This window comes from Mucilaginibacter sp. P4_E8 (assembly GCF_056401495.1).
In genome coordinates this window covers 54664-70121 of record NZ_JBFUJG010000013.1, presented here as the reverse complement: position 1 = coordinate 70121, position 15458 = coordinate 54664, and the positions used below count along the sequence as shown (strand labels likewise).

The window sequence follows — 15458 nt, the reverse complement described above, 5'->3', positions numbered from 1 at the left end:
TGTCGAAGGATCGCGCGCAGAGGCCTGCCCACCATGCTTCGACAGGCTCAGCATGACAGCTTTTTTTTATTTTTTTCCAACGTCTGTGTCCTCACAGACATTGGTATAGTTGCCTGTGAGGACACAGGCAACGGTAAGAAAAATCATGTCAATCCCTTAATCCCGGAAATCAAGGTTCAGACAAAATCTACTGCAACTTTTTCAAAATGCCAGTCCCAATAGCGTCGGTACTTTCTGCAGCGTTTGACAGCACAATCACTGCCAGGTTCTTTTGAGTATTAAAAGCTAAAAAACTGCTGCTGCCATAGGTGCCGCCGTTGTGGAAATAATACTCCACACCATCAACCAGGATAATGTGCCAGGCCAGGCCCATTTTTGCATCTTTGGTAAAGGTTATCTGGTGAGTGAGCTCAAAGGCCTTTCCGAGCTTATTATTGACAGAAACCATGTTGGCCTTGGCATATATCAATAAATCATTTACAGACGAATGCAGGGCCCCGCAGGGGGCTAATACGTCAAAATCCCAGGCAGGTGTAACGTTGCCGGTCTCGTTGTAAACACTTGCAAAGTTAGCCTGCCTTGCTACGCTTAAGTGCTGTGCGGTACTTTGCATCATTAAGGGCTTGCATATCACGTCGGCCACCATCTGATCGAACGTTTTGCCGCTTATCTGCGATAATATAGTACCCAGCAAACCCATCCCTAAATTAGAGTAATCATATCTTTCGCCGGGCTTGTTGTTAAGCTTACATGTTTTTAAATAGGCAAAAAGCAGCTGCTTGTTGTAGGTTTTATAAGGGTTAGGCTCATCACTGGGTTTAATATCAAGGTTGTTTGGCATCCTGTCTAAACCTGACGTATGGTTGCTTAAGGTTAACAAGGTGACCGCGCTTAGCGCCTTATTTGCTGTGACAGAATCGGGCAGATATTTGATGATGGGATCGGTTAGCTTTACTTTACCTTCGTTTACATAATAAGCCAAAAGTGCAGCGGTAAATGTTTTGGTGATGGAGCCGATCTCGAAAATGGTATTTGGAGTAGGTAACTTACTATTCCCTCTTATCGTTTCGCCATAGTTATAGGTAGTGATCTTATCATCTTTTAAAACACCAATGCTTAAACCAACGGTATTGGCCTTTTGAATATAGGGCCGCACAACCGCTTCGATCTCTTTATCCATTGGGGTTAAAAGCTTGTTTGACGTAGCAGCTTGCGAAATCTTATCCGCAGTTACCTGTTTAAACGGCTGAAAAAGAAACATATCCAGTTTGTTATTTTGATCAAGGCCCATTTGCAATTGCAGGGTTACTGCCTCAAATATCAGCTTATAGGTAGCTACATTATTATTAACAAAACTGATGAGCGATGAGCCCTTAATATCATTTAACGGGAAAAGCTGTTGATCAGCAACCGACCGGAATGCCCCGGGGCTGAATGCTTTCCTGAAACGGTCGCCTCCCAGCGCATAAAGCGAATCGGCTTGTTTAGCATTAAAAAACTTTTGAACAAGTGCGAATACTGAATCTGTTTTAAGCTGCTGGCGGCTTTGGGCAAAGGTGGTGGATGAGCAAAATACAATAATGAGTATAATGTATAAGTAATGGGAATGGTTAAACTTCATCGGCGCGAATAAATTTGATTTCAAGTTAAGCATTTCATTATTTATAAAATAATGTTTGTCATGCTGAACATGGTGAAGCATCTATTCTGCGGCATTCAACGCGTACAAATAGATTCTTCGTTCCTCAGGATGACAAGGGGTAGCATTTCTTTGTCATGCTTATTTATAACAACGGCAATAACAGCGCTCGTCATATACGACAAATGAAATTGAACACCCTTACGGCGTTTGTCCGGCAAGCAAGTATAGTACTGCCATCCTTATAGCCACGCCATTTTCAACCTGGTCAAGTATGATGGATTGTTTACTGTCGGCTACATCGCTGGTGATCTCCACACCGCGGTTAATTGGGCCGGGGTGCATTACGGTGATCTCCTTATCCAGAGAATCAAGGATAGTTTTATTAAGACCGAAAAGCATGGTGTATTCCCTAAGGGAAGGGAAATATTTAATGTCCTGGCGCTCCAGTTGGATGCGCAGCATGTTGGCCACATCGCACCAGTTAAGTGCTTTGATAAGGTTATGTTCTACTTTTACACCCAGAGAGCCAATGTATTTAGGGATCAGGGTAGTTGGTCCGCAAACCATCACTTCGGCGCCTAATTGTTTCAAACAAAGTATGTTTGACAGCGCAACGCGTGAGTGCAGTATATCGCCTACGATCACTACCTTTTTACCTGCTACATCGCCATATTTTTCACGAATGGAAAAGGCATCGAGCAGGGCTTGGGTGGGGTGTTCATGCGCACCATCGCCGGCGTTAACGATCTGGGCTTTTACATGCTTAGAAAGGAAGATGCCAGCCCCGGCGTAGGGGTGACGCATCACCACCATATCTACCTTCATGGCCAAAATGTTGTTTACCGTATCTATCAGCGTTTCGCCTTTGCTTACCGATGATGAGGAAGCCGCAAAGTTTACCACATCGGCCGAGAGTCGTTTTTCGGCCAGCTCAAATKACAGGCGGGTACGGGTGGAGTTTTCGAAAAATATGTTGGCAATAGTTACATCGCGCAGCGAAGGCACTTTCTTTATCGGCCGGTTTAAAACGGATTTAAAAKTATCGGCAGTTTCAAATATCAGTTCAATATCTGTCCTGTTTAAATCTTTTATGCCTAATAAGTGCCTTGTGCTTAGTCCTGCCATATCTTTTTTATTTCGGATTTCGGATATTCGATTTCGGAATTATTTATTTCGTTATTTCTGATTTATTAATTCGTTGTTTCTCTTTTGCAGTTTTGCCTATTGCGGTAAATATAGCTGTAAGTTCATTTGCTTCTTTTTTCAGCGATGATAAACTGTTTGAGTTTGTGAGAGCTGATTGCTCAATTAACTCTAACCAATAGATTGATTCATCAGCTTCTTCTTCAACTATAATTATTTTATTTATAAAATCAGCAGTTGATTTTCCCCTGCAAGCCGATCTGTAATTTGCTCCAATTGATGTTGAACTTCTTAATAATTGTTTGGATAAAACATCGAGTGAATGTTTACGTGGAAGTTCTTCAATGAACTTTATTACGTCAACCGCAAATTTTTGTGTTCTGCGTTTTAACTCTATTTTATCCATGGTTATAAATCATCGGTTATTCTAAAATCCGAAATCGAAAATCCGAATTCCGAAATTATTCTGATACCAGCACTATCTTATCTTCGCCATCTGTATCTTTCCAGCTTACTACTACTTTTTGCGATGCTATGGAATCCACCTCGATACCTACATAGTCGGCTGATACCGGTATGTGGCGCGAGTACCTACGATCTACCAGGGCCAGCAACTCTATCTTTTCCGGGCGACCAAAGGCTTGCATGGCATCCATAGCAGCGCGTATGGTGCGACCGGTCCAAAGCACATCATCCATCATGATCACTTTTTTACCTTCAATAATAAAATCTATTTTGGTTTGATTAGGAACCAGCGGCGATCCCTGTCTGCGGAAATCGTCGCGGTAAAAGGTGATATCAAGGTCGCCGTGCAGAATGGTTTTGCCGGGGAGTATCTTCCGTAATTCTTCGGCTACACGCCTGGCCAGGTAAATGCCACGGGGCTGGATACCAATTAATACCGATCCTGAAAAATCGTTATGGTTTTCAATCAACTGGCGACATAAACGTTGTATGGTGATCTGAAACTTCTGTCCGTCGAGCAGTGTAAGATTTTGCATCGTATGGGTGGATTTGGGCAAAAATRGTAAATAGTTTTGAAAAGCCCTCTCTAAATCTCCGCCGATAGGGGAGACTTTTAAAAAATATGGGTTTAAATCTTATATACTTTAAGTGATATTTATTGGTTTGATAATCTTTTAAGTGCTTCCATAGCCTTATCCGCATCCTTCCGGGCTACAAAAATATGGTCATGGTAATAAGCGGCAACCACATTACAACTTATGTTTTCCTGAGCCAATGCGGTAGCAAAGGCAGCCGTTAACCCGGTTGCTGCTAATGATGAATGTATAGTTAGGGTTATCCAGGCAGCTATATAACTGTATTCCAAATGGAGTTGGTCGGCTACTTCTTTTTTAAGGATTACGGTAAGGCCTTCTTTTTCTTTGAAAAGGCCTAAGATATCGGCGGTGTCAACCGAATTAGTAGCAGGTACGGTACAGTAAACATAATCACCCGCATTGAGTATGGGCGTCATGTTTTTTAGTAAGGTATTGAGGTTTGTTTCTCCAGTCATTGTACAAATATACAAGTTGAATCCTCTCCTTTGGAGAGGGCAGGGTGAGGCATAAAAAAAGCCCTTCCGATTAATCGGAAGGGCTTGTGAGAATATTGACGTCAGTTTAAAGCTTATGCTTCTTCTTCTTCAGATTCTGATTTTTTAGCTGCAGGAGCTGCTGTTGCCTTGCGGGCTTTGTTTTCAGCACCTTCCATTTGCTCTTTTAATTGAGCCAATACGCTAAGATCACCTAAAGTTGATTTTTCAACTGATTCTTTCACTTTTTTAACCGCGTTGCTTGCAGATTTTGCTTCTTTTTTGCGGTTTTCAAATTCCTGTACGCGAGCGTCAGCACGAGCTTCTTCCCATATACGTGAGTGTGAAATAACTATACGTTTGTTTTCTTTGTTAAATTCAATGATCTTGAATTCAGCAGACTCTTCGGCTTTTAAAGCTTTTCCGTCTTCTTTAACCAGGTGTTTGGTTGGCGCAAAGCCTTCAACACCATAAGGTAAAGCTACGATAGCACCTTTGTCGGTTACTTTAATAACGGTACCTTCATGTACTGAATCAATAGTGAAGATGGTTTCAAAAGTATCCCAAGGGTTTTCTTCAAGCTGTTTGTGGCCTAAGCTTAATTTACGGTTCTCGATATCAAGTTCTAAAACAACCACGTCTAATTTTTCACCAACTTTAGTGAATTCATTAGGGTGATTTACTTTTTTAGACCATGAAAGGTCAGAGATGTGGATCAAGCCGTCAATACCGTCTTCCAGTTCAACAAATACACCAAAGTTGGTCATGTTTTTAACTGTAGCGATGTGCTGAGTGCCGATAGCGTATTTCTCGCCGGCATTTTGCCATGGATCAGGAGTTAATTGTTTAACACCTAATGACATTTTGCGCTCGTCGCGGTCAAGTGTTAACACTTGTGCTTCAATCTCGTCACCAACTTTCAGGAATTCCTGAGGGTTGCGCAGGTTTTGTGACCATGACATTTCTGATACGTGGATCAAACCTTCAACACCAGGGATGATTTCAAGGAATGCACCATAATCAGCAACAGTAACAATACGTCCTTTAACTTTAGATCCTACAACGATACCTTCGTCAAGGCTTTGCCAAGGATGTGGAGTTAATTGTTTTAAGCCCAGAGCAATACGTTTCTTCTCGTCATCAAAGTCAAGAACAACAACGTTGATCTTTTGATCCAATGCCAAAATTTCGCGTGGATGCTCAATACGACCCCATGAAATATCAGTAATGTGTAATAAACCGTCAACACCACCAAGGTCAATAAATACACCAAAGTCAGTAATGTTTTTAACAGTTCCTTCCAATACCTGTCCTTTTTCCAGACGGGCAACAATTTCTGTTTTTTGGTTTTCTAAATCGTCTTCGATCAGCACTTTGTGCGATACCACTACGTTTTTAAACTCGTGGTTGATCTTAACAACTTTGAATTCCATTGTTTTACCTACGTACACATCGTAATCCCTGATAGGTTTAATATCGATCTGTGAACCAGGTAAGAAGGCTTCAACGCCCATTATATCAACAATTAAACCACCTTTAGTTCTGCTCTTAACAAAACCAGTGATGATCTCATCATTATCAAGTGCTGAATTAATGCGCTCCCATGATTTTTGAGTTTTTGCACGTTTACGTGAAAGTACTAACTGACCGTTAGCATCTTCCTGCGATTCAACAAATACATCAACTGTGTCACCGATCTTCAGATCAGGTGTATCACGGAATTCTGATACTGAAACTAAACCGTCAGATTTAAATCCTACGTTCAGTACCACATCTTTGTTGTTAACATTAACAACGGTACCGGTGATGATTTCGCCTTTGGTGATAGAGCTGAAAGTTCCATCATACATTTTCTCGAATTTCTCACGGTCGCTATCGCTATAGTTACCAAATTTTTTGTCATCAGCATCCCAGTCAAAATCGGTACTTGGTGTTAATGCAATTTTTGATTTGATCTCTTCGATAGATATTGAATCAGCTTCTGATTCAATCGTTTCTTTTTCGCCAGATGCGGTAACTGTACCCAGTTCAGCCTCTTTCGCTTTTAATTCTTTTTCTGCTTCTTGTTTTTTTGCCATTAAATAAATTTTCTCCTTTTCCCAATTTGTTAATTGGGACTGCAAAGGTAGGTATATTAATTTATTTGAAAAAGAATATTTTAATGTTAATTGCTGATATTTAAGCCTTTTTGAGGGAAATAGACCAGTTTGTCCTGATTTTAACCTTTCTTCAAAGGAAAAAGAACGCTTCATTACGCGTTTTTAACCTGCGCTTTACATAATCATCACACTAAATATCAATCAGTTTATTGTCAATCTCCTCAAAAATCGACATGAAATCTGGAAACAGAAGGGTACGATAATTACCCAGCACCTCATTCATTTGTGCTTCATGTTGTGGGGTAAAGGGGTTTTGCCATATCCGCATACAAATGCGTTTCAGGGCGTAAGCTATCTGGTGGGTTTCGGCGTAGGTGTGCAGGTATTGGCTGCGTTTAAAATCTTCATAAAACTTAAAGAACCGGGTACCGTCCTTTAAGCCTGAAAAGGTTAAAAACTCACTGATCACTGCTGTTTTACAGCCCGATAAATGCGCGTAAAAATCATCCACCTGTATTTTACTGGTGGTGAGCAGCAGGTTATCAATAATGAGCTCAAGGGCTATATGCCCCAAAAAGAATGGCTTTACAGGCGAACCCTCAATAGCTGGCAGTAGTTTTTTTTTTAACTCGTGCGAATGGACTGTAAAAAAATCAGATGAATGGAAATAGCGGTCAACCGCCAGGTGTTTGTTCCAGCCCGCTATAATGGAGTTGATGTTGCTATCTGTATGTTGTAGCTTTTCGGGGTGCAGGATAATATTTTTATCGGCATTCTTTAAAAGATCAGGCAGTACGGTACCTAATATATGGTAACAGTTGTTGCTGTGGCGATCAAAATAATAATGCGATAAAAAATTCATAGGCGGTGTTCTGCAAAATACCCTGTTTTGATCAAGTTACAAAAAATAAGTAATTATTTGAAATAGATTTTACCTGTGGTTAATGCATTATCACCATTATTCAACTATCTGCCCAGCCAATTATTCTTTTATATTTGCAGCTTTTGAAACAACACTTAATATGAACTTTGTTGAAGAATTACGCTGGCGGGGTATGCTGCATGATATAATGCCCGAAACCGAAGACCTGTTAAATAAAGGTATGGTTGCAGGCTATATAGGTTTTGATCCTACTGCCGATTCATTACACGTAGGCAGCCTTGCCCAGATCATGACGCTGATACATTTTCAGCGCGCGGGCCATAAACCATTTGCACTGGTTGGCGGTGCCACGGGCATGGTTGGCGATCCGTCGGGTAAATCACAGGAGCGTAACTTATTATCTGAAGACGCTTTGCAGCACAACTTACAAGGCATCCAGAGCCAACTGGAAAAGTTTTTAAACTTTGATTGCGGCGCCAACAGTGCCGAAATGGTTAATAATTATGATTGGTTTAAGGATTTTTCATTCCTGAATTTTATACGTGATGTAGGTAAGCACATTACTGTTAACTATATGATGGCCAAAGATTCGGTAAAAAACCGTATCGGTGGCGATACCGGAATGTCATTCACTGAATTTAGCTATCAGTTGGTACAAGGCTATGACTTTTACTACTTATGGAAAAACAAGCAGTGCATGTTGCAAATGGGTGGAAGCGACCAGTGGGGTAACATTGTTACCGGTACCGAGCTTATCCGCCGTAAAGATGGTGGTACGGCCTATGCCCTAACTACCCAGCTTATCAAAAAGGCCGACGGTTCTAAATTTGGCAAAAGCGAGGGTGGTAACATCTGGCTTGATCCCAAACGTACATCGCCATACCAGTTTTACCAGTTTTGGTTAAATACTACTGATGTTGATGCTAAGGCCTACATTCGAATATTTACTTTGTTTGATAAAGAATTTATTGAAGCATTAGAAGTGGAGCATGATGCAGCGCCGCATACGCGCGTATTGCAAAAAGCACTGGCAAAAGATATTACCATACGTGTACATGGTGAGGCTGAATACGAAAAGGCTATTAAATCGTCTGAGTTTTTGTTTGGTAACATTGGTATTGAGTTTTTAAGTGAACTGAACGATGCTGAAGTGATGGCTTTATTTGCCGGTGTACCCAACTTTACTGTAGCTTTAGCCGAACTGCAGGAGGGGATTAATGTTGCCGATCTGCTGGCAGCCAAAACCGCGGTTTTTCCTTCAAAAGGCGAAGCTAAAAAGATGATACAGGGTGGTGGTGCAGCTATTAACAAAGTAAAAATTGCTACCGCTGATGATGTGTATTCGGCTGATGCACTGATCAACAACAAATTCCTGGTGGTACAAAAAGGTAAGAAGAACTATTTTTTAATAGTTGCTGAGTAGTCATTAATTGTTTGATGGTATTAAAGCGATGTAGCCGAAAACTGCATCGCTTTTTTATTGTGTAAATATTTGTAAATACGACAAATGGTAATTATATTTGTATATATGTCGTATAAATCAAAGCAAAATACTAAAACTGAACTTAATGAGCCAATGATGGCTTATGCAGTGCAGGGTGCTGTGCCTTCGTTTTATAATTTACTGGGTGGCGCAAAATCTGTTAAGCTTTCTACTGATTTTGACATCATAAACCTGGCTCGTAAAGGTTTTCCTAAAAGTGTTTTACTTTCCCTGGCTAAAAAAATATCTTTAAATATACAGGAGCTGGCCAATATATTGCACATATCTGAGCGCACTTTGCAGCGTTATGATGATGATGCCATTATTAAAACTGAATATGCCGAAAAGGCTGTTGAGCTTGCACGTCTTTACACCCGCGGCGATGAAGTTTTTGGCTCCATGGATAAATTTAAAATATGGATAAAAACACCCAGCCATGTTTTTAAAGGCGAGGCCCCGGTTACTATCCTTGATACTTCTGCCGGTTTTGATATGGTTTTTAAGGAATTGGGCCGCATTGAACATGGTATTTTTGCCTGATGATACTATACCGTATTGTTAATTGCCATTATGCTAATGACCTAAGTGGCACAGGCGCCCGCCTATATGGCGGCCGCTGGAATAGTGAAGGCAAGCCTATGCTTTACCTGGCATCATCAAGAGCGCTGGCTGTACTGGAAGTGTTGGTGCATTTATCCCCCTTAATTATCCCTGAAAATTTTTGCCTTACCGAAATTGAAGTTCTTGATCATAGTATAACCCTATTGGATACCGCCTTACTGCCTCATAATTGGCAGGATGTATCCGGCCCTGTTGCATTAAGGGAAATGGGCGATGCTTTTTTAAAAAAACAAGAGCATTTGTTAATGAAAGTACCATCGGCAGTTGTACCGGCAGAGTATAATTATGTACTTAATCCGTTGCATCCCGAGGCTAAAAACATAAGAATCATTAATAAAGAATCTTTTAATTTTGATGAAAGACTTATTTAAAGTCATTGGACATTAAGTCATTGAATAGCTCAATAGCCAATGATTTAATGACAAAAAAGGGCGATGAATCTCAAATCCATCGCCCTTTTTTATAATGACCTAATGACTGTTATAAGTCACTCAGGAGGTCAAGTTTTTTATGGTTGTATTCTTCCTGCGATATCAGGCCGTTATCAAACAGTGTTTTAAGTTTTTTTAATTTCTCTGTAAGCTCATCAGGCTTTGGCGCTTCATGCACTATGGGAGGAGGAGTTGGAGTTGGTGGAGGTGCGGGTTGCTGAACGGCTACCGGGGCAGGCGCGGCATAAGTTTGCTGTGCTGTTGCCGCATGGGCAGCAGCCGGGTTATCAAACTGTATAGAACCCGACTCGGCACGTTTTTGCTCCAGGTCGCGCTGACGGCGGGCTTCACGCTCTACTTCCTTGCGTTCCTGCGCGTATTGGTATAGCTTGCGGCCCTGAATTTTAGGCAGGTAATCCACAGCCATTTCGGCTCCGTTGGTAGTTTTTACGCTAAATACGGCACCTATAATTTCTTCCTTGGTATGTACGTCAACAATATCTTTCCAAACAAAATCAACAAACTTGATGGATAAGCCCAGATTGGCCGGTGTAAAAAACAATATGCGTTTGTTTGTTATGGCTATACAGTCAGGAAATAAGTTTACCAATGGCTTTTTCTGAACCGCTATATAAATGATCTCTTCACCAGAAGAAAGCAGGTCGACTAAACGGGAATAAACTTTTTCTACTGTTTTAGGATCTTGTTCCTCGTTCAAAAATTTCTCAATCATGTTTTCAGCATTTATGATGCGTACAAAAATAATAATAATACTTCAGTTGCCTATAAGTTTTAAGCAATCAGCAAATTACACCCTCTAATGTCCGACTGGTCAAACCTGCCTAAAACCTCAAATGAGCCATTAGCAAAGGTTTTACCCAGGTCCTGCGTTGAAATGAACGAACAGGAGTTGATGTTGGCCAGATCGATTACATTGATACCGCCTGTTTTGCCATCTGGTAACGTGCTGATGGGGTCGTTAGTATCGCGGATGATGATTTTCATCCAGGGCGGGCATATAAAAATTCCCACACCTGTTGAATAAGCCTGTGATAGCAGCTCAGTCATCCCATATTCGGAGTGAATGGCATTAACACCGAAGCCGTTACATAAAACGGTATGCAGTTCTTCGCGGATCATTTCTTTGCGCCGGCCCTTCATACCGCCGGTTTCCATCACAATCAGTTCGGGGAAATTTACCTTGTAGTTTTCTATAAAATCGAGTAAACCAAAGGTAACACCAATTAAAAGTGTAGGCTTTTTGGCATCCTGCTGTTTTTTAAGCTGATGATACAGCTCATCGTGATTATATAAAAAGAATCCGCTATCCGGGTTTTCAGATTGTTTGATCAGGTCATCAACCATGTAAATCAATGACGAGCCTTCGCGCTCCAGGTAGGAGGGCAGCAGGGCCAGTACGGTATAATCCCTAATATCGCCATAAAACAAGTTAAAAGCATTACGGAAACTATCCTCATACCAGGTTTTATCTGTAACAAAATGGCTGCTGGTTGTTACGCCAGTAGTGCCTGAGCTGGTAAATGTTACCTGGGCCGGTTGATTAGTGCTGAGTACCCGGTGCGACTTAAAAAACTCTATTGGTAAAAAAGGTATCTTTTCAATTGATCTGACCGTGGATATATCAATATTTAAGCCTGAAATAAACTGCTTGTAAACAGTACAGTTTTTTGCCTGGTGCTGAAAAATTTGCAGGGCTGTTGAATTAAAATCATCTGCGCCATTGATGGAAAATACCTGTTGCTTACCCGGTGTGTTCATTATTTTGCAAAGATAGATATTAGGATGTGCAGATTATCCGTAAGACTTACGAAGTTTTTAAAACTTCGTAAGTCTGGTTTTGGGATTTGATTTGCAATCCCGGTTCAGACGAAAAAATAATATGATATCTGAATTACATGATATATAAAAACAAGTATACATTTTTGGAGTTGATTATATTAACAACATACTATAAATCGTAATTTAAAGATTGACCCCATGAAAACATTAAAATTTTTGAAGTTCCCGCTGATATTAAGCCTTTTCTTCGTGCTGATATCGGCCAAGTCTCCGGATAAGGAGACGGAACGCGTTCATAATGCGGCAAACGTATTAAAGGAGTTCAGCAAAATGAAAGAAACCATCCCGCATCAGCTGATGGAGCAGAGCGAAGGAATTGTTATTATCCCTAAACTGATCAATGCCGGTTTTGGTATTGGTGGTAAACGAGGCAGAGGTGTTGCCATGGTAAAATTAGCCAATGGCAAATGGAGCGATCCTGTTTTTGTAACCCTAACAGGAGGTAGCTTTGGCTTGCAGATAGGTGTACAATCTGTTGATCTGATACTGGTATTCCACCATAAAGGTGTGTTAACCAAGGTTAAAAATGGCGATTTCACCATTGGTGGTGATATATCTGCCGCTGCAGGCCCGGTTGGTCGCAGCTCAACAGCAAGTACCGATTATAAACTACAGGCCGAGGTTTACTCTTACTCACGCAGCCGCGGATTATTTGCCGGTATCACTATCAACGGCTCCAACTTAGCTATTGATAAAACCGCGAATGCTAATTTTTATGGAGATAAAGCTTCATCGCAGGATATTTTTGCATCAGACAAAAATAACACCGACGGTGTTAAGGTGTTAAAGGATGCTATAGACGCATTTTAAGATCGTAGCATTATTTGCAATATGAAATGCCCGGCATATTTGCCAGGCATTTTTTGTGGGTTTATTTTTCGAATGCCCTTTTTAACAATAAGCCCGAAAGTGCTGCAAAGCCACTTACCAAACCGCCAATTATCCCGGTGATCACCAGCAGGTAACCCCAGCCGGGTAAGTGAAATAGGTGAGCTACTTTTATTGCCAATATATGATCATTAGGGATACTTTTAAACAGGGCCAGTACTATCCATACAATAAATACAGCCAGGAAGCCCGACCAGAATGCCTGCCCTGGAGTTTTACCTGTGAAAAAAGCTGCAGAAAAAGCAGCAATAGCCACTACCCACCAGGGCAAAAAGAAACCGCTGGCAAATGATAATATGAGTATAATGAGGAATAACATAATCTTATAATTTATTTTTTTAGTATCAAGTAGTTAGTATCAAGTATCATGACCTTTGAAAATTATGAAAAACTATAAGTGTCTCGATACTTTATACTAACTACTTGATACTTTACTATTTACTGCCAATGTTTAAAGTGCTTTTTATACGATCGGGCATTTCATCGGCCGATTGCAGGAACAATAGTTCCTTCAATTTACCCTGCTGCCAGGTTTTCAGCATATCGTCGTAAAAAAAGCTGCCCGGATTGCCTGATTCGCCGCCGGGTAAAATACCATAGCCTTTTACGGTTGGCCCCATTTGTACCACCATACGCCATGACGGGCCGTGACCGTTATTAAGCGCGTTAATTGTTGAACCTGTACCGCCCGTAGGAAAATTACCGGAACTAAAAGCCTCCTGCCGGGTAAGGTGCATAATCTCCAATTTTTTAACTGATCCCCACTGCCAGCTTTTGCCCGGCTTGCCATAGTGGTGGCTTAACTCATTAACCGAAGCTTTAAATGCTTTATTAATAATATCGGCACAGGTTTCTTTTGCCTGAGTGCGGGTATCATCAAACCATTTGGAGTTAGGGTCTTGAATTATAAGCTGTTCGGTTCTATCCATCGATGGATAATTTTCCTGCAGATCTTTCGCTGCAAAATCATCACCCCAAATCATATTATAAACTTTAAGCCACCAGGCATTAAATACTGTAGCACCAGTTGAGTTAATTGCATAATCCTTGTTCCAGTTTTTTACCATATTTAAAGCCGCTAACTGGGTTTGATCCATTTTTGAGGCATCCATATATTTTAACATAGAGGGTAAAATATCCTGAGCACGTATGCTGTAAGTATCGGTTTGCAGTATGCGCATACTATCAACCGTAGCTTTTTGCATGGCGGCAAGCCTGTCGTTAATGCGTTTGCCTCGCTCGTAAGGTGCAAATGACCAGTTGATGTAATACGGATAAGTAGGATCAGTTGATGATTGATTGGCTGAGCTCACAAAGCCTCGTGGCGGGTTTTTAACCGTAGGGTTTTGATCAAACGGCACCCAGCCATGCCAGTCGTTTTCGGGGTCGGCTCCATCAAGGATAAATTTACCCTGGTCTTTAAACTTGAGCGGATATTTTCCATTTGGAGTAATCGCAATATCATTATCCTTACTGGCAAACACAAAGTTTGATGCCGGGGCATTAAAATAGGTCAGGGCCTTGCGGTAATCAGCATAGTTTTTGCCCCTGTTTAAAATGTACATGGTCATCAATTCGTCCGATGCATCATGGGCTATCCATCTTAAGGCGTCGCCAACCGGTACAAAGTCAGGACCATCGCCTTTTTTGGCTTTATCTTCATAAACCACAGGGCCATGGTGCGTGTAAATAACGGTATCATACAAAGGCTTTTGTCCGCGAATATTGATCACTTCAACTCGCCGGCTGGTTTCGTTCCATTGGTTATTGTACCAGTATTCGGTTTTTTTATTGTCTTTAAATTTAACCTGGTACCAATCCAGTATATCGGCATCTACATTGGTAATGCCCCAGCTTATGTTATTGTTAAAGCCTAATATTACGCAGGGCGAACCCGGTAACGATACTCCATAAACATTTACAGAGGGCGCCGAAAGCTGCACCTGGTACCATATAGAAGGAAATGTAAGATTTAAGTGAGGGTCATTAGCCAGGATGGGATAACCATTGGCTGTTTTACTACCCGATACCGCCCAGTTATTACTGCCGATGCCCTCGGCTTTTACCACGCGTTTAGCGCTGTCATTCATCTGTGCCAAAAAGCTTACAGATGGTTTGGGGATGGGTAGCGGTTTAAAATCCCACTTGGTACCCACGGGTATAATGGGATCTTCACGAAAAGGGTAATCAGGGAACAGATCATTGGTGGTTTTTGCGCCAAACTGTTTTAAAATGTTGCTCATGGCAAACTCGTTTGAACTGCCGGCCAGTGTTTCGCTCATCAGCTTGAGCAAAAACGCACAGTTAATAGGTTGCCAGTCTTCGGGAGCATAATCAAGCATTTTAAACTCAATAGGGTATTGCCGTGAATGCAAGCGGTGAATGTAAGCGTTAATGCCATCGGTATAAGCCAAAATCATTTTACGTACGGCCGGCTCCTGCATCATGGCCTTTAAAGTTTTTTCGGCACCAAAAACCATACCCATACGGCGGTGGTAACGGTCAACCTCCAGTAATTGAGGGCCAAGTACCTCGGCCAGCCTGCCTGCGGCCTGGCGGGTTTGTATATCCATTTGCCAAAGACGGTCAGTAGCGGTAATATACCCTTGTGCATAATACAGGTCATGCTCGTTTTCGGCAAAAATATGCGGGATACGGTTCTCGTCATATTTAATAGTAACCTTGCCGGTAAGACCCGGGAGTATTAAATGGGTACTTGTTAAGATGTTTTTGCTTTCTGCATTTTGCCAAAAACCATCGGCCGGACTTAAAAACCGGCCTATTGGCGGCACCGGGCCAATTTTTGTTTGCAGCGTCCAGATCAGGGCGAGCGTAAAGGCTATGGATAGGAAGGCTTTTATAAACTTCATAGGT

15 protein-coding genes are annotated in these 15458 nt (G+C 41.5%); 4 read left to right on the top strand and 11 right to left on the bottom strand.

Features of this window, described 5'->3' with window-relative positions:
- Positions 1-187 precede the first annotated feature (187 nt).
- The 7 genes from AC1DRQ_RS08250 to AC1DRQ_RS08220 all read right to left on the bottom strand — a co-directional run bounded on the left by AC1DRQ_RS08250 (position 188) and on the right by AC1DRQ_RS08220 (position 7280).
- Positions 188-1654 (bottom strand): serine hydrolase domain-containing protein, encoded by a 1467-nt coding sequence (locus AC1DRQ_RS08250; RefSeq protein WP_477423538.1) that lies wholly within the window; start codon positions 1652-1654, stop codon positions 188-190.
- Positions 1655-1840: 186 nt separating this feature from the next.
- Positions 1841-2767: an aspartate carbamoyltransferase catalytic subunit gene (locus AC1DRQ_RS08245; RefSeq protein WP_477423536.1), complete on the bottom strand. Its 927-nt coding sequence runs from the start codon at positions 2765-2767 to the stop codon at positions 1841-1843.
- 43 nt (positions 2768-2810) lie between these two features.
- Entirely contained in the window at positions 2811-3191 is a 381-nt protein-coding gene (locus AC1DRQ_RS08240; protein ID WP_429394895.1) for a four helix bundle protein, read from the bottom strand.
- Between the two features lie 55 nt (positions 3192-3246).
- Positions 3247-3786, bottom strand: coding sequence for a bifunctional pyr operon transcriptional regulator/uracil phosphoribosyltransferase PyrR (pyrR, locus tag AC1DRQ_RS08235; protein ID WP_429394898.1), 540 nt, complete (start codon positions 3784-3786; stop codon positions 3247-3249).
- Positions 3787-3905: 119 nt separating this feature from the next.
- On the bottom strand, positions 3906-4301 hold the full coding sequence (locus AC1DRQ_RS08230; protein ID WP_477423533.1) for an ACT domain-containing protein: 396 nt from the start codon (positions 4299-4301) through the stop codon (positions 3906-3908).
- 113 nt (positions 4302-4414) lie between these two features.
- On the bottom strand, positions 4415-6397 hold the full coding sequence (rpsA, locus tag AC1DRQ_RS08225) for a 30S ribosomal protein S1 (protein WP_429396340.1): 1983 nt from the start codon (positions 6395-6397) through the stop codon (positions 4415-4417).
- Positions 6398-6608: 211 nt separating this feature from the next.
- Complete coding sequence (locus tag AC1DRQ_RS08220; RefSeq protein ID WP_477423531.1) at positions 6609-7280, bottom strand: ACP phosphodiesterase; 672 nt, start codon at positions 7278-7280, stop codon at positions 6609-6611.
- Between the two features lie 160 nt (positions 7281-7440).
- On the opposite strand from AC1DRQ_RS08220, the gene tyrS reads away from it, so the two are divergent.
- From tyrS to AC1DRQ_RS08205, 3 genes are all read left to right on the top strand, one after another.
- Positions 7441-8724: a tyrosine--tRNA ligase gene (gene tyrS / locus AC1DRQ_RS08215; protein WP_477423529.1), complete on the top strand. Its 1284-nt coding sequence runs from the start codon at positions 7441-7443 to the stop codon at positions 8722-8724.
- Between the two features lie 105 nt (positions 8725-8829).
- Entirely contained in the window at positions 8830-9324 is a 495-nt protein-coding gene (parS, locus tag AC1DRQ_RS08210) for a type II RES/Xre toxin-antitoxin system antitoxin (RefSeq protein ID WP_477423528.1), read from the top strand.
- The gene (locus tag AC1DRQ_RS08205; protein WP_429394908.1) at positions 9324-9776 is read left to right on the top strand and encodes an RES family NAD+ phosphorylase; all 453 of its coding nucleotides are present in this window, start codon (positions 9324-9326) and stop codon (positions 9774-9776) included. The genes parS and AC1DRQ_RS08205 overlap by 1 nt, the downstream gene beginning before the upstream one ends.
- 109 nt (positions 9777-9885) lie before the next feature.
- Here the strand turns inward: AC1DRQ_RS08205 and AC1DRQ_RS08200 are convergent, their stop codons facing one another.
- Together AC1DRQ_RS08200 and AC1DRQ_RS08195 are read right to left on the bottom strand one after the other, a co-directional pair.
- Positions 9886-10569 (bottom strand): PH domain-containing protein, encoded by a 684-nt coding sequence (locus tag AC1DRQ_RS08200; protein WP_477423526.1) that lies wholly within the window; start codon positions 10567-10569, stop codon positions 9886-9888.
- 59 nt (positions 10570-10628) lie between these two features.
- On the bottom strand, positions 10629-11615 hold the full coding sequence (locus tag AC1DRQ_RS08195) for a LuxE/PaaK family acyltransferase (protein ID WP_477423524.1): 987 nt from the start codon (positions 11613-11615) through the stop codon (positions 10629-10631).
- A 219-nt stretch (positions 11616-11834) separates the two neighbouring features.
- On the opposite strand from AC1DRQ_RS08195, the gene AC1DRQ_RS08190 reads away from it, so the two are divergent.
- Entirely contained in the window at positions 11835-12506 is a 672-nt protein-coding gene (locus AC1DRQ_RS08190) for a lipid-binding SYLF domain-containing protein (protein ID WP_477423522.1), read from the top strand.
- A 61-nt stretch (positions 12507-12567) separates the two neighbouring features.
- On the opposite strand, the gene AC1DRQ_RS08185 is transcribed toward AC1DRQ_RS08190, so the two are convergent.
- Together AC1DRQ_RS08185 and AC1DRQ_RS08180 are read right to left on the bottom strand one after the other, a co-directional pair.
- Positions 12568-12903 carry a hypothetical protein gene (locus AC1DRQ_RS08185; RefSeq protein WP_429394916.1) on the bottom strand — a complete coding sequence of 112 codons (336 nt, stop codon included), beginning with the start codon at positions 12901-12903 and terminating at the stop codon, positions 12568-12570.
- Positions 12904-13018: 115 nt separating this feature from the next.
- The gene (locus AC1DRQ_RS08180) at positions 13019-15454 is read right to left on the bottom strand and encodes a penicillin acylase family protein (protein WP_477423520.1); all 2436 of its coding nucleotides are present in this window, start codon (positions 15452-15454) and stop codon (positions 13019-13021) included.
- Between the last annotated feature and the right edge of the window lie 4 nt (positions 15455-15458).